Annotated in this window: 18 protein-coding genes and 1 pseudogene; 7 read left to right on the top strand and 12 right to left on the bottom strand. The window is 68.9% G+C overall.

The window, feature by feature from the left end; all coding sequences use genetic code 11:
- Window positions 1–129: 129 nt before the first annotated feature.
- From EV643_RS30810 to EV643_RS30795, 5 genes are all read right to left on the bottom strand, one after another.
- Complete coding sequence (locus EV643_RS30810; RefSeq protein WP_133803683.1) at window positions 130–1,581, bottom strand: SAVED domain-containing protein; 1,452 nt, start codon at window positions 1,579–1,581, stop codon at window positions 130–132.
- Window positions 1,578–2,036 carry a Mov34/MPN/PAD-1 family protein gene (locus EV643_RS30805; protein ID WP_166665635.1) on the bottom strand — a complete coding sequence of 153 codons (459 nt, stop codon included), beginning with the start codon at window positions 2,034–2,036 and terminating at the stop codon, window positions 1,578–1,580. The genes EV643_RS30810 and EV643_RS30805 overlap by 4 nt, the downstream gene beginning before the upstream one ends.
- Window positions 2,033–3,574, bottom strand: a complete 1,542-nt coding sequence (locus EV643_RS30800; protein ID WP_166665634.1) for a ThiF family adenylyltransferase — start codon at window positions 3,572–3,574, stop codon at window positions 2,033–2,035. The genes EV643_RS30805 and EV643_RS30800 overlap by 4 nt, the downstream gene beginning before the upstream one ends.
- Window positions 3,571–4,569 carry a nucleotidyltransferase domain-containing protein gene (locus EV643_RS44345; protein ID WP_166665633.1) on the bottom strand — a complete coding sequence of 333 codons (999 nt, stop codon included), beginning with the start codon at window positions 4,567–4,569 and terminating at the stop codon, window positions 3,571–3,573. The genes EV643_RS30800 and EV643_RS44345 overlap by 4 nt, the downstream gene beginning before the upstream one ends.
- A 400-nt stretch (window positions 4,570–4,969) precedes the next feature.
- Window positions 4,970–6,133, bottom strand: a complete 1,164-nt coding sequence (locus EV643_RS30795) for an acyl-CoA dehydrogenase family protein (RefSeq protein ID WP_133803680.1) — start codon at window positions 6,131–6,133, stop codon at window positions 4,970–4,972.
- Between the two features lie 134 nt (window positions 6,134–6,267).
- Between EV643_RS30795 and EV643_RS30790 the strand changes: the two genes are divergently transcribed.
- Window positions 6,268–7,614, top strand: coding sequence for a UDP-glucose dehydrogenase family protein (locus EV643_RS30790; protein WP_202869837.1), 1,347 nt, complete (start codon window positions 6,268–6,270; stop codon window positions 7,612–7,614).
- Here the strand turns inward: EV643_RS30790 and EV643_RS30785 are convergent.
- The 3 genes from EV643_RS30785 to EV643_RS30775 form a co-directional block, all read right to left on the bottom strand.
- On the bottom strand, window positions 7,611–8,831 hold the full coding sequence (locus EV643_RS30785; RefSeq protein WP_133803679.1) for an MFS transporter: 1,221 nt from the start codon (window positions 8,829–8,831) through the stop codon (window positions 7,611–7,613). The two genes, EV643_RS30790 and EV643_RS30785, sit on opposite strands and share 4 nt — an antisense overlap.
- A gap of 75 nt (window positions 8,832–8,906) precedes the next feature.
- Window positions 8,907–9,410 carry a 5-(carboxyamino)imidazole ribonucleotide mutase gene (gene purE, locus EV643_RS30780; protein WP_133803678.1) on the bottom strand — a complete coding sequence of 168 codons (504 nt, stop codon included), beginning with the start codon at window positions 9,408–9,410 and terminating at the stop codon, window positions 8,907–8,909.
- A 28-nt stretch (window positions 9,411–9,438) separates the two neighbouring features.
- Window positions 9,439–10,611: a 5-(carboxyamino)imidazole ribonucleotide synthase gene (locus tag EV643_RS30775; RefSeq protein ID WP_133803677.1), complete on the bottom strand. Its 1,173-nt coding sequence runs from the start codon at window positions 10,609–10,611 to the stop codon at window positions 9,439–9,441.
- Between the two features lie 105 nt (window positions 10,612–10,716).
- Between EV643_RS30775 and EV643_RS30770 the strand changes: the two genes are divergently transcribed.
- Window positions 10,717–11,283: a GtrA family protein gene (locus EV643_RS30770; protein WP_133803676.1), complete on the top strand. Its 567-nt coding sequence runs from the start codon at window positions 10,717–10,719 to the stop codon at window positions 11,281–11,283.
- Between the two features lie 319 nt (window positions 11,284–11,602).
- Here EV643_RS30770 and EV643_RS30765 read toward each other — a convergent pair whose 3' ends face one another.
- Window positions 11,603–12,223 (bottom strand): PH domain-containing protein, encoded by a 621-nt coding sequence (locus EV643_RS30765; RefSeq protein ID WP_133803675.1) that lies wholly within the window; start codon window positions 12,221–12,223, stop codon window positions 11,603–11,605.
- Window positions 12,224–12,393: 170 nt separating this feature from the next.
- On the opposite strand from EV643_RS30765, the pseudogene EV643_RS46550 reads away from it, so the two are divergent.
- The 4 genes and pseudogenes from EV643_RS46550 to EV643_RS30755 all read left to right on the top strand — a co-directional run.
- Window positions 12,394–12,765 (top strand): annotated as a pseudogene (locus tag EV643_RS46550) (MFS transporter); the annotation flags it as partial.
- Window positions 12,766–12,853: 88 nt separating this feature from the next.
- Window positions 12,854–13,789, top strand: a complete 936-nt coding sequence (locus EV643_RS30760) for an MFS transporter (RefSeq protein WP_255513056.1) — start codon at window positions 12,854–12,856, stop codon at window positions 13,787–13,789.
- Complete coding sequence (locus EV643_RS47185) at window positions 13,786–13,893, top strand: MFS transporter small subunit (RefSeq protein ID WP_440589982.1); 108 nt, start codon at window positions 13,786–13,788, stop codon at window positions 13,891–13,893. Before EV643_RS30760 ends, EV643_RS47185 begins: the two co-directional genes overlap by 4 nt.
- A 48-nt stretch (window positions 13,894–13,941) precedes the next feature.
- Window positions 13,942–14,856: a helix-turn-helix transcriptional regulator gene (locus EV643_RS30755; protein ID WP_133803674.1), complete on the top strand. Its 915-nt coding sequence runs from the start codon at window positions 13,942–13,944 to the stop codon at window positions 14,854–14,856.
- Window positions 14,857–14,922: 66 nt separating this feature from the next.
- On the opposite strand, the gene EV643_RS30750 is transcribed toward EV643_RS30755, so the two are convergent.
- From EV643_RS30750 to EV643_RS30740, 3 genes are all read right to left on the bottom strand, one after another.
- Complete coding sequence (locus tag EV643_RS30750) at window positions 14,923–15,738, bottom strand: biotin--[acetyl-CoA-carboxylase] ligase (protein WP_133803673.1); 816 nt, start codon at window positions 15,736–15,738, stop codon at window positions 14,923–14,925.
- Window positions 15,738–18,377, bottom strand: a complete 2,640-nt coding sequence (locus EV643_RS30745) for a phosphoenolpyruvate carboxylase (RefSeq protein WP_133803672.1) — start codon at window positions 18,375–18,377, stop codon at window positions 15,738–15,740. The genes EV643_RS30750 and EV643_RS30745 overlap by 1 nt, the downstream gene beginning before the upstream one ends.
- Window positions 18,378–18,438: 61 nt before the next feature.
- Window positions 18,439–19,065 carry a TetR/AcrR family transcriptional regulator gene (locus EV643_RS30740; protein ID WP_133803671.1) on the bottom strand — a complete coding sequence of 209 codons (627 nt, stop codon included), beginning with the start codon at window positions 19,063–19,065 and terminating at the stop codon, window positions 18,439–18,441.
- Window positions 19,066–19,128: 63 nt separating this feature from the next.
- On the opposite strand from EV643_RS30740, the gene EV643_RS30735 reads away from it, so the two are divergent.
- The gene (locus EV643_RS30735; protein WP_133803670.1) at window positions 19,129–19,617 is read left to right on the top strand and encodes an SCP2 sterol-binding domain-containing protein; all 489 of its coding nucleotides are present in this window, start codon (window positions 19,129–19,131) and stop codon (window positions 19,615–19,617) included.
- The last annotated feature ends 2 nt before the right edge of the window (window positions 19,618–19,619 follow it).

Below are 19,619 nucleotides of genomic sequence, written 5' to 3'. Positions count from 1 at the left end.
ACCCCACGCCACATGCACGACACGCCCCTGTTCACCACAACGTTGCTCCAGGCAACAGCGCCGCGCAGTCAACCAATGCCCGGTGAGAAAACCTCCCTGATCCTCGAAACGTAGTGAAGCCTGCGTGCTCTACGCAAGGGACATCGTCTCCACGTAGGTGTTCTCCGATGGAATGTACTCGTAAAGGACAGTGGTCGGCATCATGTTCCAGTAGTGGCCAAGCATCAGCGCTGTACCGGCAGGCGCGGCGACGAACATGTGCACGCGCCGGGCGCTACTACTGGCGACCGTCTGCCGGACGGTCTCGCGGGCAGCCCGAGCCCATCCAGCCGACCAGTCCCCGCCCGGCACTGCGGTGTGGCTTGGCGCTCCGTCGGGGCCGAGGACGAGCAGACGGCCGATGGCCGAGCCGTTGGACGCTGCCCAGGTCTCGATGCTCACGGTGGGGTCGGACGTGAGCGCGACTGCCACGGCGAGGTCTGCGCCGCCACCCAATTGGCGGTCGCTGAACACGCGCGGCGCGACAGTCGCTGGGGCAGCGGTTACCCACTCCTCGCCATGCTGGTCCCAGCTGAGAACCCAGCCGCGCACGTCTGGCAACGCCCGGCCCACGGCGAACAGCATCGGCAGGCGCATCGACCCGGTCGCGTGAACCCGGCGCGGTCCGTACGCCTCCAGCTCCCGGACCTTCTCCCTCAGGAGCGGCAGCACACGGTCGTTCCAGTCACGGGGCTCGCGCAGCTTGCGCCGTGCAAACGGTTCCTCGCCCTCGTACAGATCGACGATGTCGAGTTCCACGGTCGGCTGCACCCGGTCCGGCGTCCGATCGATGGCGTGAACGGCGAAGACCAGCGTCCCCGACCGAGCCAGCAGGCCCTTTTCGGCGACTTGGCGTCGGAGCTCGTCTCGGCTGTGTCGGCCGAGCCCTTGCTTGACCCACTCCCGCACCATTGTCTTGCCGATGACCACAGCGTCCGGGTCCGCACGCAGCCCGACGTTGCGCATCACCGCCTGCGAGGCCCTGTCCACCGATGACTCGTTGCCTTCGGGGAGCAGCCGCAGGTCGCCGAGGAAGGCGAGCAGGTCATCGGGATCGACCTCGAGGTGCTTCGTCCAGCGGTCCCGTGCCTTGCCGAGATTCGAGCGAGATCCAGCGGTGCGGATTTCGTCGGTGCGCAGCTTGCCGTCGTACAAGCTCCGGGCCGCCCCGAGGATGGGATGCCCTCCGTCGAAGCCGCGGTTGGCGACGAGGGCGAGCTCGAGCGGTTCCCCGGCGTCGCGAAGGGTGCGCCATGTGTCGTGGAAGTGCTGGAGCGGGCTGGACCCACTCTCGGTCTTCTTCGTGAGCAACCAGTCCTCGGTGACCATGGTGTCGCCGTAGTTCGAGCTCTTGACCTGCCAGTAGACGTTCGGCTGCGTGCGTCGCCGGACGACGATGTCGTCGAACGCTCCACCCTCCCTGTCCTCGATGCTCACCGACTCGACGTCCGGGTCGTCCAGGGCCTCGCAAACCCACTGCCAGCCGATGGCATGTTGATAGTCGTCACCGCGGAGTGCTGCTGCGCGAGCAGGAAGTTTCATGAGTGGATCCTCGGGTCCTGGCGGGAGACGGAGACAGAGCAGGCGCGACCGCCATGCGCTGCGGATATGTCGAGGGTCTCGTCCGGTAGATGCACGATGAGCAGCAGCGGATAGGCGTACTGCTCGGACGTAGCGGCGAGCGACCAGATGTCGCGACCACTAGCGCCACATACCTCGGGGTGCGAGTGCCAGTCGCCGATGTATCCGAGCAAGGGGTGATCCAGGTCAGCCAGGGCGGTCTGGAGCACGCGCTTGGCGACCCGGGGTCGACGAGTCCATGAGAAGCGGGTTGCCCGCTGGTCCGGAACCTCGAGGGCGTGCCGCACGACCAAGGCGCCGTCGTCCCACCAGCCCACCAGCAAGCCGCCGGTCTCCCGCGGCCTGGCAGCGCTGGCCAGGCCGGCGATCTCCGTCGCGACCGGCCCGGCGAGCCACACGCGGAGGGGCCCCCTCACCGGTCCGACCCCGGGTCGGACGTCAAGGTCCGGAGCGTGTCGTAGGGCGCGTCGGGCTGCGGCCGGAGCACGCGAAGAACGGTGGCGGGCAGTCGGCGGTCGTTGGTCAACTCGTCGAGGCTCACCTGGGTGGCGAGTTCGGCGGCAGCCACTACAGCCGACGGCGGGGTGGGCGAGACGATGTCGCCGCAGCCACGCTCCCGGTACGGGCCGGGCAGGTCGTCGCGCGGTGTTACAGGGGGCCGGTGCCGCTCATCAAATCGGAGCGGGAACCGGTCCACCCGGGCGACGCCGCCGTCGCGCATGACCGCGACCGAGACCAGCGGACGTTGGGTCTGCTCGGCAGCCCACCGGAGCACGGCAGTCGCGCGCTCGTCGGCAGTGGCGTCGACGACAACGTCGTGCGTTTGCAGCAGCGTGATGGCGGCAGTCGGGTCCGTGACCGAGGTGACGTGCGTATCGACGTGCGTCACGTCGAGGCCCGTGGCGCTGAGGCAAGCCTTCGTCGCGGCGACCTTCGGGAGCCCCACATAGATGTCCCCGGCGAGGTGCCGAATGACGTTCCCGGGTCGCAGCTTCTGCGGATCCCGCAGGTCGAGGTGGCTTACACCGTCGCGGAACAACATATCGGCTGTGAACGAGCCCACCGCGCCGCAACCGACGATGGCCACCTTACGGTCGGCGACCTGCGCAGAGATCGCGCCGGACCGCAGCCGACGAGACGCCTCGCTGGAGTCGGCGGCCTCGCAGCGGCGGAGGATCGGCTTCCCATCGAGTTTGGCCGTAGCCAGGACGAGTATTCCGGGCCGGCGGCCGCGCCGGTAGCGGAGCATGAGCAGTTCGAGCGAGCCCTGCATCACGAGACGCCGCACCGTCGCCGCATCGGCCCCGAGGGCGCTTTCGACCTCATCCCATCGTGTCAGCGGTCGGGTTACGTTCCCCAGGTCGGCCAGCCAGGCGAGGTGCTTGGCGCTGCGCTGAACGCCTTTCTTGGGTCGTTGCTGGGGCGGCACGCCGCGTGGCTCCGGCAGCACGGTGATCGTCGTCTCACGCTCGTCGGTCTTCGTGCTTAGACAGCCCCCGAGCCCCGCCAGCTCAGCGTCGTCGTACATGACCAGTCGCGCGTCGACATCTGCGTCGATGTACCGCTCGAGATCAGTGTCGTCGTCGTCCGGCCACCCCTGAGCCGTCTTGGTGAGCCAGCCCGCTACCCGCTCCAGGAGCCGCTCAGAGTCGGTCCAGGGAGCGTCGTTGACCGGCTCGGTGTTGTCCCAGAGGCACAGGGCGCCGTTGTCCTCGACGTGGAAGGTGACGTCCAGCTCAGTACCGGCCTCGACCAGCTGGACCCGCGGCGGGCCAAAGGGGTACCGATCGAGGATGGTGACGTCGATGGTGGCCGTGGCGATCCCCGTGGTGGGGTGGGTCCACACCACCGGTCCACGCAGCACCTCGCCGTCGTCGGCGAAGCCGAGCGCCCCAAGTCTGCGACGCAGCTCCGCGCGTGCCGCCGCGAGCTCGCGGAGGTGCGGCTCCGTCACGCGTAGCGGCCGGTGCCCGCGGGCGAGCCGGCACCCTTCACCGTCGTGGCGGTCGCCCGGCGGGTGCCGTCGGCGTTGCAGTACTCCGGGGTAGGGAACACCTGCTCGTCTTCCGTGGTCTCGCCGAGTAGGCGTTGCCATAGAACGGCGGCCTGGCAGTCGTCGTCCTCGTCCAGGGCCTCGCGCGCGAGCTCGCTGGCCTCGTCGAACTTCTTGATCGCAATCTTGAAGTCTTCCTCGGTCGCGCGGGTGGCGATCTTCTTGCCGTCGAGCGTTGGGTCGTCGAGACCGTCCTCGGCGACGTTAGGCAGCACATCGGCGATCTGCTCCAAGACGAGGGTGAGGTACTCGGCCTGACTGCCGCCCTGGGGCTCGTTGTCGCGGAACGCCCCGTACGTCATCAGCTCGAAGAACAGGCCGCCGGGCTGATCGCCTAGCCACGTGCGTCGGATCTGACGAACGAGCTTGACAGTTGGCACGTAGATTCCCTTGCCGTTGAGGGTGAAGTCCGTGTTCGCCTGCGTCGTGAGCTCGTTGAGCCTGAGAGGGTTGGTCTCGATCCAGCTCGCGCGGTTGTCCTGGTCGGTCTTCTTCGGGATCTCCCAGTTGTCGCCAGCCCTGCGGGCGGGGACGACGTCGACGGTGAGGTCGTAGTCTGGGAAATCGACCTTGAATGACCGGTGCTGTGTGTGGACGCGGTTCTTGTCGTATCCGCCCAAGAGGGCATCATGGAACAGCTCGAGAGCGTAGCCGGGGCGCAGCGTGTCGTCCGCGGCGTCCAGCCGGCCGAAGACGTCGACGTCTTTCACGCGGCGGATGGAGACGTTGCGCTTGTATGAGCCGATGAGAACGGGGTTGATGCCGAGGGCCCGCAGGTCCTGCGACTGTTGCAGAACATTGCGGACTTCGGCGTGGGCATCCCTGGCGTGGTCGGCGTCCTCGCCGGGTTCAATGTTCTTCAGGGCCTCGCGAAAGTAGCTGGAAAGCGTCGCCATTGGTCCTCCTGGTCGGCGTGCGCGGTGGTGGTCTGGTTGCGGTGCGCGCCACCTGAGGGCCCGTCCTGCTAACAAACCTGCTAAGACCAGGCTAGGCGTCGGGTCGGACAAATCCCGTGGTGTCCGAGCCCAGCACCGAGCGCTTCGCCCGGAGTGAGGCGCGGACACCTGGTAGATGGCGTGTCCGCACCATGAGCACGGCCAGTGCACCGGCACAGCCAGCTTGCCGACACATCGACGATGTGACCCCCCCCCCCGAAGCTCCGGCCAATCATCACGATAGGTCTCGACGGAGCAGGGACGGAGCACACGCGATGGAGCCAGGCCGACAAACCTACTCGGGCGTATGGCCGACATGGACACCAGGTGGCGAGCGTTCCTCTGACCTGCGGTTAACTCGTCAGCCCAGGCCCTTCAACAGCTGGCGGGCCATGACGATGCGCTGGACCTGGTTGGTGCCTTCGTAGATCTGGGTGATCTTGGCGTCGCGCATCATGCGTTCGACTGGGTAGTCGTGGGTGTAGCCGTAGCCGCCGAGGAGCTGGACGGCGTCGGTGGTGACGGCCATGGCGGTGTCGGAGGCGAAGCACTTCGCGGCGGCGCCGAAGTAGGTGAGGTCCGCATCACCGCGTTCGGAGCGGGCGGCAGCGGCGTACGTGAGCTGGCGGGCGGCCTCGATCTTCATGCCCATGTCGGCGAGCATGAACTGCAGGCCCTGGAACTCCGCGATCGCCTTGCCGAACTGCTTGCGCTCCTTGACGTAGCCGAGCGCGTAGTCGAGCGCGCCCTGGGCGATACCGAGGGCCTGGGCGGCGATCGTCACCCGGGTGTGGTCGAGGGTGGCCATCGCGGTGCTGAAGCCGGTGCCCGGCTCGCCGATGAGACGCGAGGCGGGGATACGGACGTTGTCCAGGTAGACCTCGCGGGTCGGCGAGCCCTTGATGCCGAGCTTCTTCTCCGGCGCCCCGAAGGAGACGCCCTCGTCAGACTTCTCGACCACGAAGGCGCTGATGCCCTTCGAGCTGGCGTCCGGATCCGTCACCGCGAAGACCGTGTAGTAGTCGCTCACGCCGGCGTTGGTGATCCAGCGCTTCACGCCATTCAGGACAAAACCATCCCCGTCGAGCACCGCGCGGGTCTTCATCGAGGCCGCGTCCGAACCGGCTTCGGGCTCGGACAGGCAGTAGGAGAACATCGCGTCACCCGCCGCGACCGGCGGCAGGTAGCGCTGCTTGACCTCGTCCGAGGCGGACAGCAGCAGCGGCAGCGAGCCGAGCTTGTTCACCGCGGGGATCAGCGAGGTCGACGCGCAGGCCCGGGCGACCTCCTCGATCACGATCACGGTGGCGAGCGCGTCCGCCCCGGCCCCGCCGTACTGCTCGGGGATGTGCGGCGCGTGGAAGTCCGACGCCTTCAGCGCGTCGTACGAGGCCTTCGGGAACTCGGCGAGCTCGTCCGCGTCACCGGCGTGCGGGGCCACTTTGGCGTCGCACACGTCGCGGACCGCCTCGCGGATCGCCTGGTGCTCCTCGGACAGCGCGTACAGGTCGAATGAGTTACTCACGAGTTGCAATGTACGACGGAACGCCCGCGACGGGGACCCGTGATAGGCGGAAAGTGACGAACGGCGCACAGGAAATGAACGGTTGGACATGATCCGGTCACCAGGTGATAACCGGCCTGGGTAAAGTCCCTCGCATGACTGAAGGCACGCCCACCAGCGAGCGACCGCTGCGGATCGCGGTGATCGGCACCAACTACCTCGGCGCGAACACCGCCGCGGGGATGGCCGAGTTCGGCTTCGATGTGATCGGGGTCGAGATCGACGAGCACCGGCTGAAGCTGCTCAGCGACGGCAAGGCCCCGCTCTACGAACCCGGGCTGGACCCGCTGCTGAAGAAGCACACCGACTCCGGCCGGCTGCGCTTCACCAAGGACTATCACGAGATCGCCGACTGGGCGGACGTGCACTTCATCTGCGTCGGTACGCCGCAGACGGAGGGTAGCGACTCCGCTGACCTGGCCCAGGTGAACTCGGTGGTCGACATGCTCGCGCCGTTGCTGACCCGGCCGTGTCTCGTGGTCGGCCGGTCCACCGTGCCGGTCGGTACGTCGAAGCGGGTGGAGCAGCGGTTCCACACCGAGGCCCCGGCTGGTGCGGGTGTGGAGATCGCCTGGCAACCCGAGTTCCTCCGCGAGGCGCACGGCGTCGACGACACGTTGCACCCGGACCGGCTGGTGTTCGGCGTCCAGTCCGCCGCGGCGGAGGCCACGCTGCGGCAGGTGTTCGCCACGCCGATCGCCGAGGGTTCACCGGTCGTCGTCTGCAACCTGCCCACCGCCGAACTGGTCAAGGGCGGCGCGAACGCCTTCCTGGCCACCAAGATCTCGTTCATCAACGCGCTCGCCGAGATGGCCGACGCGACCGGCGCGGACGTCACCCAGCTGGCCGACGCGCTCGGCTTCGACAAGCGGATCGGCCGCGGCATGCTGAACGCGGGCCCGGGGTACGGCGGCGGCTGCCTGCCGAAGGACCTGCGCGCGTTCATGGCCCGGGCCGGCGAGCTCGGCGTCGAAGAGGTCATCACGCTGCTCCGCGAGGTCGACGACATCAACTACCGCCGGCGGGCGCGGATCGTGGACACCGCCCACGAGCTGCTCGGCGCCGAGTGGGTCGGCCGCAACGTGACCGTGCTCGGCGCCGCCTTCAAGGCCGGTACCGACGACGTCCGCGACTCGCCCGCGCTCGACGTGGCCGGCCGGATCCAGCTGCACGGCGCGACCGTCAGCGTGTACGACCCGGAGGCGATGGAGAACGCGCGCCGGGTCCGCCCGACGCTGCGGTACGCCGCGTCCGCGGCCGAGGCCTGCGAGGACGCACACCTGGTCCTGCACCTGACCGAGTGGCCGGAGTTCCAGCAGCTGGACCCGGTCGCGCTCAAGGACGCGGTGTCGATCCCGGTGCTGCTGGACGCCCGGCTGTCCCTCGACAGCGCCCAGTGGCGCGCGGCCGGCTGGACCTATCGGGCCCCCGGCAAGCCTTAGGAGACTGTCGCGTTTCTCAGGACGGGGCGGGTAAGGGCGATGGCTCCGATCAGCGCCGAGCAGATGCTGATCCCGAGGCAGACCCCGGTGATCCCGACCCCGTCCAGGTCCGCGAACGTGCCCAGCACCGGGTTCATCACCACCAGCGCGAGGCTCTGGCACAGCACCACCACCGACTGCAGCCGGGACTGGTACTCGCGCTCGACCGAGTTCATCAGCAACGGCAGCACATGCCCGGTGAACGTCCCGACCCCGATACCGCTCACCACAGCGGCCGCGATCGTCAACGGCAACGGCTCGAACACCGACAGCCCCAGCAACCCGACCCCGGCGAGCAGCAACCCCATCGCCGCGACCATCCCCGGCCGGGGGAAGGCCCCGCGCAACAGGATCCGCAACGCGATCACCCCGACCCCGAGGCTCCGGCTGGCGACCAGCAGACCCGCCGTCGCCGCGTCCCATTGGTGATCTCTGGCCAGCAACGGCAGCAGCAACGCGTCCATCGGCATCAGCAACCCGGCCGCGACTGTCATGGTGATCAGCAGCGCGCGCGTCAGCGGCCGCCCGAACGCCATCTTCACGCCGTCCGCGATGGACCGGAACATGCCCGTCGTCACCTTGCCGGTCGGCGCGATCGTGTTCCGCAGCAGGATCAGCACCACGATCATCACGGCGAACGTCAGCGCGTCGAACCCTGCCGCCGCGGTCAGGCCGGCCCAGCTGACCAGGACGCCGCCGACCGCCGTACCGGTGACCGCGAAGACCACGCCGGTGACCTGGAAGCTCGCCAGCGCGCGGGGGACCTGCTCAGGCGGGACCAGTAGACGGGGCATCGACCGGGACGACGGCAGGAAGAACGCGTCGATCACGCCGACCACCAGCGCCGTACCGAGCAGCAGCGAGACCGGTTCGTCGATCGCGAGCGTGACCGGGACCAGGGCCGCGGTGACGCAGAACATCGCCATACAGCTGAACAGCAGGACCCTGGGCGCACCGAACCGGTCGCCGACCGCACCGCCGATCAGCAGCAGCGCGGCCCGGGGAGCCGCGGCGAGCAGCAGGACCAGGCCGGCGATGCGGCCGCCGTGGGAGCTCGCCGACCAGCCGATGGCGAATGTCATGGTGAGATCGCCGAGGAGCGAAACGACAGCGCCGAACAGCCAGAGCCAGTATCTGACCGGGATGCTCTGCGTGTCCGGTTCTGCGGGCGGAGTCACGATCGACGACCTTAGACGACAATGGATGGGATCACACGGCTACCCATCCCAAGTGTGCGGAAAACCGTTACGAGGTCAGCCTTGACGCAGCTCTGCCGCGCCGTTACGCACGGTACTTCCCTTGCCCCGGGCCAGCTCGGCGAGCGACTCCTGGAAATCACTCATCCGCTCCCGCAGTCCGTCGTCGGACGTCGCCAGGATCCGGACCGCGAGCAGCCCCGCGTTCCGCGCGTTCCCGATCGACACCGTGGCCACCGGTACGCCGGCCGGCATCTGCACGATGGACAGCAGCGAGTCCATCCCGTCCAGGTACTTCAGCGGCACCGGTACGCCGATCACCGGCAGCGGGGTCACCGCAGCGAGCATGCCGGGCAGGTGGGCGGCCCCACCGGCGCCCGCGATCAGCACCTTCAACCCCCGCTCGTGGGCTGACCGTCCGTAGTCGATCATCTCGACCGGCATCCGGTGCGCGGAGATCACATCTGCCTCAAAGGGCACATCGAACTCGACGCAGGTCTCGGCCGCGGCCTTCATCACCGGCCAGTCGGAGTCCGAGCCCATCACGATGCCCACGCTCATGCTGCCATCCTCAAATTGAAAACCAGGCTCATTCGTCGATCGTGCCGGTCAGGTACGCCGCCGCGTGGCGGGCGCGCTCACGGGTCTCCTCGAGGTCGTCCCCGTACGCCGTGACGTGGCCGATCTTGCGACCGGGCTGCACGGACTTGCCGTAGAAGTGCACCCTCAGCCCCGGGTCCCGGGCCATGCAGTGCAGCAGCCCGAGATGCATGTCCTCGACGTCGCCGCCGAGCACGTTCACCATCACCGTGTACGGCGCCCGCGCGGCCGGTGATCCGAGCGGCAGGTCCAGTACGGCGCGCAGGTGGTTCTCGAACTGACTGGTGACCGCACCGTCGATCGACCAGTGACCGGTGTTGTGCGGCCGCATCGCCAGTTCGTTGACCAGCAACCGGCCGTCCCGGGCCTCGAACATCTCGACCGCGAGGATCCCGACCATGCCCAGCTCGCCAGCGATCCGGAGCGCGGTCTGCTGCGCCTGAGCGGCCTTCTCCGGCGGCAGCCCGGGTGCGGGCGCGGTCACCTCGACGCAGACACCGTTCTCCTGGACGGACTCCACGATCGGGTAGGCGACGGCCTGGCCGTGCGGGCTGCGGGCCACGATCGCGGACAGCTCGCGGACGAAGTCGACCTTCTCCTCGGCCAAGATCGGGACGCCGGCTCCGAAGGCCGCCTGGACGCCCTCGTCATCGGGGCCGTCGACCACCCAGACGCCCTTGCCGTCGTACCCGCCGCGGGTGGTCTTCAGGATGATCGGGAAGCCGCCGATCCGTTTGGCGAAGTCGGCGACGTCCTCGCGCGTGGCGACCATCTGGTGGGCCGGCGCGGGCGCGTCGAAGGTGTCCAGCCGCTGCCGCATCACCGCCTTGTCCTGGGCGTGTACGAGGGCGTCCGGCCCCGGCCGTACCTTGATCCCGGCGGCCTCCAACTCGTGCAGCAGGTCGGTCGGCACGTGCTCGTGATCGAACGTGACCACATCCGCCTCGGCGGCGAAGCGGCGTACCGTCTCCGGGTCGCGGTAGTCGCCGACCGGCGCGTCGGCCACCGCCTGGGCCGCCGACACCGTCGGCCCCTCGGCCAGCACCCGCAGCTGGATCCCCAGCGCGATCGCCGTCTCCTGAGTCATCCGGGCCAGCTGGCCGCCGCCGATCATCCCCACCACGGGCGTGCCGACCGGGAGGTCCTTGCGCTCAAACTTCACGGTGGGAGCCTAATGCCCGCACGAATTTCGTGTCGGCCCCGTCGTTGGGTACCGTGAAGACTGCCCTCACCCGTCGTCCGTCTTCACAGAGAGTCTTCCAGTCCGTTGAAGGTCGTCACCGCGCTGTATCGCCAGGTCGAGCATCTGGTGCACGAAGTGGCCAAGTTCGGGCTGGTCGGTCTGCTCGGTATGGTCGTCGACCTGCCGATCTACAACTGGCTGGTGTTCAACAACCCGCTGGTTGTGGTCGGCCACCACGGCGACGGCATGCTGGCCGACAAACCGGTCACCGCGAAGTTCATCTCGGTGACCGTGGCCACCGTGGCGACGTACTTGGGCAACCGGCACTGGACGTGGCGGCACCGCGAGCGCTCCGGGCTGCACCGGGAGTACGTGCTGTTCTTCGTGCTCAACGGCATCGGTCTGCTGATCGCCGCCGGCTGCCTGGGCTTCTCCCGGTACGTCCTGGACCTGCACACCGCGCTGGCCGACAACATCTCCGCCAACGTGATCGGCCTGGGCTTGGGCACGCTGTTCCGGTTCTGGTCCTACCGCAAGTGGGTGTTCCGCGAGGAACTCGCCCTGGACGAGGTCGAGCACAACACCAAGACCCCGGACTCCCCAGCCGACCTCGACGCCGAATCCACCGGCGACCTCCCCGTCGTCCGCTGAGCTCAGCCGCGTTTCAGGACTTCCCCCAAGCGAGTCAGCCGTGATCGAGCGTCGTACTCGCGGGCAAAGGAACGCTTAAGGGCAGGTCTGCCGGAGCGTTGATCCGAGCGTTGAGGAGACCGGGTGATGCGGTTCAGCGTGCTGGGCCGCTGGAGGTGCTGGCGGACGACGGGGAGGTCCTGTCGGCTGGGAGCCCGAAGCAACGAACGCTGCTTGTCCTGTTGCTGCTCGCAGAAGGCCGGGCGGTGCCTGCCAGCTCGAAGAGGGCTCCAGCGGCCCCCGGCATGACGCTGGCCGAGGTTGTTGACCGGCTGCTGCGCTAGCTTCGGTCGTTGTCGTCCGAGCTGAACAGGGTCTCGCTGTCCGGCTCCTGCCGCTGCTGGCGGCGGCGCTGCTGCTGCTGCTGTTCCGCCGGGTTCTCGTCGTCGAGGATGCCGTCACCGGGCCTGCCCTCCGGCCCGCCGAAGAGCAGGTCGGACATCTGCAGGTGGACGTGCTCGACGTGCGGGACGTCCGGCAGCACCACCTGACCGCGTTCCCCGGCCGACTCGATGTGCAGGGTGCCGCAGCCGAGGATCCGGTCGACCAGGCCGTGCTCGTACGAGACGTCGTTGATCCGCATCAGCGGGATGTCCCGGCCGGTCCGGGTCAGGATGCCGTGCCGGGTGATCAACCGCCGGTTGGTGATCGTATAGGTGGAGAAGAACCAGTTCAGGAACGGCTTGGCCGCGAACGCCACCAGCAGCACCACGCCGACCGCGAGAATCGCGATCCGGGCGGGCGTCTGGAAGCCGCCGTCCGGCACGATCGCGGCCAGGAAACCGCCACCGGCCGCCACCGCCAGGAGCAGGAAGACGGGGAAGATCAGCGCCTTCCAGTGGGTCCGGGTGCTGACGACGACGTGCTCGTCCTCACCCAACAACTTCGCCGAGATCGCCATGGGTCCAGTCTCACAGCTTCCGGGGCGACTTGGCACCAGGCACTCTCGGGCACCTCAGCGGGTCCGGACGGGCACAGTCGGTGATTGAACACTTCACAAATTGCATACAAGTGGGTCAGGATGCGCGATGGGATCCACCACCTGGGGGGTCGATACCTGAAGGAGCCGTGATGGGCATCTTGTCGGTCCTCGATCGGGAGCACACCATCGCGCCGCCGGGATACAGCCGCTGGCTGATCCCGCCGGCCGCACTGGCGGTTCACCTGTGCATCGGTCAGGCCTATGCGACATCGGTCTACAAGACCTCGCTGATCAGGCACTTCGATGCCTCTCAGACCGCGATCGGGGTCATCTTCAGCATCGCGATCGTGATGCTCGGCCTGTCCGCCGCGGTCGGCGGCACCTGGGTGGAGCGGAACGGCCCGCGCAAGGCGATGTTCGTGTCCGCCTGTTTCTGGGCCACCGGCTTCGCGGTCGGTGCCCTGGGCATCGGCACCGGCCAGCTCTGGATCGTCTACCTCGGGTACGGCGTGATCGGCGGCATCGGCCTCGGCATCGGCTACATCTCGCCGGTGTCGACGCTGATCAAGTGGTTCCCGGACCGCCCGCCTGGCCACCGGCCTGGCGATCATGGGCTTCGGCGGCGGCGCCCTGGTCGCCAGCCCGCTGTCCCGGCAACTGCTCAGCATGTACGACGACAACTACGACCCGGGCAACTCCGCGTCGGTCGCCGGTGGGGGTGCCCTGGTCGCGTTGTTCCTCACCCTCGGCATCGGCTACTTCGTGATCATGATGTTCGGGGTGTTCAACATCCGGGTCCCGGCCGACGGCTGGAAACCGGACGGGTTCGACCCGGCGACGGTGAAGCGGAAGAGCCTGGTCACCACGGCCAGCGTGTCGGCCGCGAACGCGATCAAGACGCCGCAGTTCTGGTGCCTGTGGGTTGTGCTGCTCTGCAACGTCACCGCCGGCATCGGCATCCTCGAACAGGCCAGCCCGATGATCCAGGACTTCTTCCGCGGTGCCGACGGCAAGTCCACGGTCGCGGTCGCGGCCGCGTCCGGTTTCGTCGGCCTGCTGTCGATCTTCAACATGGCCGGCCGGTTCGCCTGGTCCAGTACGTCGGACATCATCGGCCGCAAACCGATCTACGCGATGTACCTCGGCGTCGGCATCATCGCCTACTTCCTGCTGGCCACGGTCGGCCACCACAGCACGGTGATCTTCGTCCTGCTGGCGGCCGTGATCCTGTCCTTCTACGGCGGCGGATTCGCGACCGTTCCGGCGTACCTGCGCGACCTGTTCGGCACCTACCAAGTCGGCGCGATCCACGGCCGACTGCTGACCGCCTGGTCGGTCGCCGGGGTCGCCGGACCACTGATCATCAACGGATTCCTCGACCGGGAAGGTAAACCGGGCACACTGACCGCCGAGGCCTACCGCCCCGCGCTGTTCACCATGGTCGGCGTCCTGGCCCTCGGCTTCGTCGCCAACCTGCTGATCCGCCCGGTCGCCGCCCGATTCCACCAGCAGACCACCGAGAAGACCGTGGAGGCATCGAAATGAACCAGACCCCTCGCCTGGTCATCTCCTGGCTCCTTGTCGCCGTCCTGCTCGGCTACGGCATCATCCAAACCCTCATCACCGCCGCCAAACTCTTTACCAGTTGAGCGAAAACGATCAAGCGAGTCGCCGGTGGCAGGTCCGATGATGGATGGATGAACCAGCCCACCGACGTCTTCGCGACCTTCGTCGACGTGCTCGCCGAGGCACTGGACGACCACGACGTCACCGGGGCGGAGCTGGCCGATCGGGTTCAGCTCTCAAGGTCGCACCTCGACCGGCTCGTCGCGGCCGCCGCCGGCGAACGACCCGGGGCTTTCCGCCGGCGAGTCCTGCTCGAGCGGGCGGCGTATCGGCTGCTCACCGCGACGGGCAGCATCCTCGACATCGCGGTCGAGGCGGGCTACTCGTCCCACGAGGCCTTCACGCGTGCGTTCAGCCGGGCATACGGCATGAGCCCCGGCCGGTGGCGGGAGCGTCCGGCCCGGCTGCGGCTTGAGGCGCCTAGCGACATCCACTTCCACCCGCCGAGCGGCCTGCGGGTGCCGGCCCGGGACAAGGTGACCTCCATGGATCTTCTCCGCACGATGGTCGACCACCACATCTGGCTGGTCGGGCAGATGATCGACCGGGCGGCGACGCTGACCGGCGAGCAACTGGACGCGCGGATCGAGCTGTCCGTCGAGGGCATCGACGACGAGCCGACCCTGCGATCGCTGTTGTCCCGGCTGGTCGGTCAGCTGGGCATGTGGCACGCCACGCTCGCCGGTGAGGAGTACGACTTCGGTGTGGAGCGGGGCGAAAGCGTGCTGAGCATGCGGCAGCGGTTGGCCGACGTCGGCCCGGCGTTCGCCGGTCAGGTCGACGAGATCTGCCGGGACGGCCGGCTCGACGAGCTGATCGTCTGCCCGGGCGAGCGGGTCGAGGTCTACACCAACGGCGCGATGATCGCGCATGTGCTCACGTTCGCGGCACACCGCCGGACGCTGGTCGCTGGCGCCCTGCACGACGCCGGTTTCACCGACCTCGACGGTGGGGACCCGATCCGCTGGATCACCGGGGCGACCTGATGACAGCGAAACGTCCGGCGCAATCATCGGAGCTGGCCGAACGCGTTGTCCGGCGTGGATCAGGAGTCAGTTCGCGGGGCGCAGGTGAGTGACGTCGCCGGCGGCCAGCGGACGCGGACCGTCGGCGGTGTCGATCACCAGCCGGCCGTCATCAGCGAGGGCGGACGCCACGCCTTCGAGGAACGTCCCGTCCGGCAGTTCCACGCGGACGGATCGGCCTAAGGTCGCCGACAACTCTTCGTAGTCCGGCAGGATCACCGAAGGGTTGCCTTCGGCATCTACCCATTCCTGGTACCGGGTCGCGAGATCGCGGAGGATGGCGGCCATCACGGTCGCGCGGTCGGTGGTCGCCGCGTTCTCCAGGGCCAGCGAGGTCGCGGTCGGCAGGGGTCGCTCGTCGGCTCGGAGCGTTACGTTCAGGCCGATGCCGACGACTGCGGCCGGGCCGTCCACCCGTTCCAACAGGATCCCGGCGAGCTTGCGGTCCTCGACCAGTACGTCGTTCGGCCACTTCACCTGTGCGGGGATCTCCGCGACCCGTCGTACGGCGGACGCGACAGCCAGTGGAACCAGCAACCCCAACCAAGGCCACCGACCGGCCGGGACAGCTGTCGGACGCAGCAGGGCCGACATCAGCAGCGCAGATCGGGGCGGAGTGGTCCAGGTGCGCCCCAGCCGCCCGCGGCCCGATGACTGGTACTCCGCTGCGACCAGCAGCCCCTCGGGCGTCCCCGATCGAGCAGCAGCGGTGACAACGGCGTTGGTGGACTCCGTCTCGGCCAGTACGTCGATCCGCGTCCACAGCCCGCCCGGTTTGACCAGACGCGCCCGCAGGAACCGCTCATCCAGGGGCGGGCGGTCCAGGTTCGAATAGCTCCCCATCAGCCGGTGTTCTGCAGGCCGGCGGCCACACCCGACACGGTGAGCAGCAGCAGTCGCCTGGTCCGCACGATCTGCTCTTCCGTCAACGAGTCGTCCGTGCGCAGGGTCCGCAGCGCGCGCAGCTGCAGGTAGCTCAGGGCGTCGACGTACGGGTTCCGCAGTTCGACAGCGCGGCCCAGCACCCGACGTCCACTCAGCAGCCGCTCACTGCCGAGTACCTTGAGCACCCACTCGGTGGTGAGCTCGTGCTCGTCCAGCATCTGCTGGGTCAGGTCCGGCCGATCCCCCAGCTCGAGGTACCGCCCGAGGATCCGCCGGTCCGTCTTCGCGAGCGACATCTCGGCGTTCTCCAGCATCACCTGGAACAGCGGCCAGTTCTGGTTCGCGTCCTGCAGTACGGCGACGTCGCCCACCGCCGCGAGCGCGGAACCCAGTCCGTACCACCCTGGCGCGTTCACCCGGGCCTGGGACCACGCGAACACCCACGGGATCGCCCGCAGGTCCTCCAGCGACGACACCGCGACACCACGACGGGCCGGCCGCGACCCGAGCGGCAACTGCCCGAGCTCCTCCAACGGTGTCACCCGGCCGAACCACTCCGCGAACCCGTCCGCCTTGACCAGCCGGTGGTACGCCGTCCGGGCGGCCTCGTCCAAAGTCTTCTCCACCACGGCGAACCGCTCCGCCGCCGCGGCCGCGCGCTCCTCGACGGCAGGCGTGGACGCCAACAGGGTCGCGGCCGTCACCTGCTCGATGTGCCGCTGCGCGATCGGCGCGTTCCCGTACCGGGCCGGGATCGCCTCTCCCTGCTCAGTCAGCTTGAACCGCCCGGCCACAGACCCCGGAGCCTGCGCCAGCACTGCGCGGTTCGCGGGGCCACCACCACGACCGAGGGCACCACCACGACCGTGGAACAGGGTCAGCCGGATCGCGTTGCGCTGGGCCCAGGCGGTGATCCGCGCCTGCGCGTCGTACAGGGCGAGCGTGGCCGACACCGGGCCGACGTCCTTGGCGGAGTCGGAGTACCCGAGCATCACTTCGAAGCGACGGTCGTTCGCGGTCAGCCGGTGCCGGACCCGGGTCAGCTGGATCGCGTTGTCCAGCACCTCGACGGAGTTCTGCAGGTCCTCGCCGGTCTCGAACAGCGGGACCACGTCCAGCTCGATCGGCCGGCCGTCCATCGCGGCGTCGGCCAGCTCGTAGACGGCGGCGAGATCACCGGCGTTGCGGGTGAAGGACACGACGTACCGGCGGCACGCCTCGGGGCCGAACCGCTGCTGGATCTGCCCGATCACCCGCAGCGTGGCCAGCACCTCCTCGGTCTGGTCGGACAGCTCACCGCCGCTCAGCACCTCTTCCAGCGCCTTGGCGTGCACCGACGAGTGCTGCCGGACCTCCAGCTCGGCCAGGTGGAAGCCGAACGAGCTCACCTGCCAGATCAGCTGCTGCAGTTCGCCGTACGCCTGCCGCTGGGCGCCGGCCGTGACCAGGGAGTCCTGCAGCACCTTCAGCTCGTGCAGGAAGTCCGCGGACCGGGGGTAGCCGAAGTCGGCGTCGCGGGACCGGGTCGCCGCCAGCCGCCGGGCCGCCAGCAGCAGGAACTGGCGATGCGGTTCGGAGGGCGACCGGGTCTCGATGTCCGCGATCAGGTCGGGGTTGACGGCCCGCGCGTCCTCCAGGATCCGCCGGACCGGTGCCGACGGAGGTGTGGTCGACGCGTCCAGGGTGAGCGCGCGGCCCAGCTCGTCGGTGGCCTGCTCGAGCGCCCGCAGGACGTGGTCGGCCTGGATCTGCATCGCCTCACGGGTGATCGCGGCGGTGACGTTCGGGTTGCCGTCCCGGTCGCCGCCGATCCACGAGCCGAGCCGGACGAACGGCGCGACCACCGGCGGCCTGGTCCCGGCCGCATCACCGGCCAGCGCGTCGTCGAGCCGGCGGTAGACGCCTGCGACGACCTCGAACAGGGTCTCCTCGAACACCGCCATCGCCGAGCGCACCTCGTCCAGCGGTGACGGCCGGCTGGTCCGCAGCTGCGACGTCCGCCAGAGGATGTCGACCTGCTCGATCAGCCGCCGCCGGTTCTCGGCCAGCTCGGTGTCCCCGGTCCGCGGATCGTTGCGCTCCTCCAGCAGGGCCGAGATCCGCCGGATGGTCGCCAGTACGGCGCGCCGCCGGGCTTCGGTCGGATGGGCGGTCAGGACCGGGCGGAACTCCAGGCTGTTGAGCAACGCGCGAGCCTGCTGCTCACCGGACTCGGTGGAGATCTGCTCGACCGCCTGGGCCAGCTCGGACACTACGGGGGCGTCCCCCGCGCGGTCACGCGCGCGTAGTACCCGGGCTCGGTGCAGTTCCTCGCTCAGGTTGGTCAGGTGGAAGTAGCAGGTGAAGGCCCGGGCGACGTCCTCGGCCCGCTCGTACGGCCAGGACGCGACCAGCCGCTCGGCCGCCGCGCCGTCGCCGGCGATGGTCAGTTCCCGCAGTTTCTCGACGTCGTCCAGCAGCGGCTGACCGGCGTACTCGACCAGGACGCGGCCGAGGATCTCACCGAGCAGGCGCACGTCGGCGCGCAGTTCCTCGGGCACCTCGAAACGCGCTCGGGTACGGGTGCGGGCACTCGCCTGACTACCGGTCTCGGTCACGTTCGCCCACCCTATCCAGCGGCGCCCGATCCCGCCTCCCGTTCCGACCTGTGGGCACGAACTAGACCGTACGGAATCCGCCGCCGACGATCTGCGACACCACCTGGGCGAGCTCGCGGGGGGTGCGGTCGGTGCCGTCGACGGCGAGCATCCGGGCGCAGCTCTCGGTCATCGAGGCCAGCATCTCGGCCAGCACCGGCAGGTTGGCATCCGGATCGGTCACGCCGGGCAACGACTTCAGCAGCGTCAACCGCAAGCCCTCGACCAGGAAGGCACGGGCGGCCCGGACCCGCTCCGCCACCGCAGGCGCCGCGCCGTACTGCGCGCCGAACACGATCCGCCAGGAGTGCGGGGTCTTCGCGGCGGTCTCCAGGAACGCGGTCAGGCCGTCGAGCACGTGCTCCTCGGGCGTCCCCACGGTCGGGTCGGCGGGCAGCGCGGCCATGATCGAGAGCACCAGGTGCTGCTCTTCCCGGGCCAGCAGGGCGAGCAGCAGTTCGTCGCGATTGGCGAAGGAGTCGTAGACCACCGGTTTGGTCACTCCGGCGGCGTCGGCGACCGCCTGCATCGTCGTACCGGCGTAGCCGCGCTGGTCGAACACTTCGAGGGCGGCATCCAGGATCAGTGGGCGGCGGCGCTCCGGACCGAGGTGCGCGGCCCGGCGGCGCGGCTCTTCGGCATCCACCACTTGACAAAGCTAGCAGCACATAGGAAATTCCTACGGTCTGGTAGGAACTGCCGGGGAGGTCGGATGGCCGAGCGCGGCAGTGGCTACTGGCTCGAGTCCGGCGATCTCGCCGCGCTCGATCCCGCCGAGCTGGCCCGGTTGGTGGACCGCACCTCGGACCGGGAACTTCGGCATCGGCTCATCGGGGGTGTGCGAGAGATCGCGGTGCGCGAGATCTTTCGCCGGATGCCGGAGTACCTGCGCCCCGCCCGCGCCGCCGGATTCGATGCGGTCATCGCCTGGCAGATAACCGGCGCGGGACGGGGCGGGGCGGGCGGTCGGCCGGGCGTCGACCAGTACTGGATCCAGGTCCGCGGCGGCCGCTGCAGCGTGCTGACGGAGCACGCCGAGCCGGCCGAGATCTCGGTCCGCACCGATCCGGCCACGCTGCTGAAGATCGTCACCGGCAACGAGGACCCGGTCACCGCCGTCCTGAAGCAGCGCCTCTCCGTCCGCGGCGACCTGGCCCTGGCCGCCCGGCTGAGCAAGGTCTTCGCCGTCGGCCCGGCCTGATC

This window comes from Kribbella caucasensis, assembly GCF_004361855.1.
Lineage (GTDB): Bacteria > Actinomycetota > Actinomycetes > Propionibacteriales > Kribbellaceae > Kribbella > Kribbella caucasensis.
Note: the sequence above shows the minus strand (reverse complement) of the source record. Positions and strands in the feature narration are given on the sequence as shown.

Coding starts and splice junctions, on each gene's coding strand:
- EV643_RS30810 (WP_133803683.1), bottom strand. CDS start 1,581: ATGAAACTTCCTGCTCGCGCAGCAGCACTCCGCGGTGACGACTATCAA.
- EV643_RS30790 (WP_202869837.1), top strand. CDS start 6,268: ATGACTGAAGGCACGCCCACCAGCGAGCGACCGCTGCGGATCGCGGTG.
- EV643_RS30760 (WP_255513056.1), top strand. CDS start 12,854: ATGGGCTTCGGCGGCGGCGCCCTGGTCGCCAGCCCGCTGTCCCGGCAA.
- EV643_RS47185 (WP_440589982.1), top strand. CDS start 13,786: ATGAACCAGACCCCTCGCCTGGTCATCTCCTGGCTCCTTGTCGCCGTC.
- EV643_RS30755 (WP_133803674.1), top strand. CDS start 13,942: ATGAACCAGCCCACCGACGTCTTCGCGACCTTCGTCGACGTGCTCGCC.
- EV643_RS30735 (WP_133803670.1), top strand. CDS start 19,129: ATGGCCGAGCGCGGCAGTGGCTACTGGCTCGAGTCCGGCGATCTCGCC.
- EV643_RS30750 (WP_133803673.1), bottom strand. CDS start 15,738: ATGGGGAGCTATTCGAACCTGGACCGCCCGCCCCTGGATGAGCGGTTC.
- purE (WP_133803678.1), bottom strand. CDS start 9,410: ATGAGCGTGGGCATCGTGATGGGCTCGGACTCCGACTGGCCGGTGATG.
- EV643_RS30765 (WP_133803675.1), bottom strand. CDS start 12,223: ATGGCGATCTCGGCGAAGTTGTTGGGTGAGGACGAGCACGTCGTCGTC.
- EV643_RS44345 (WP_166665633.1), bottom strand. CDS start 4,569: ATGGCGACGCTTTCCAGCTACTTTCGCGAGGCCCTGAAGAACATTGAA.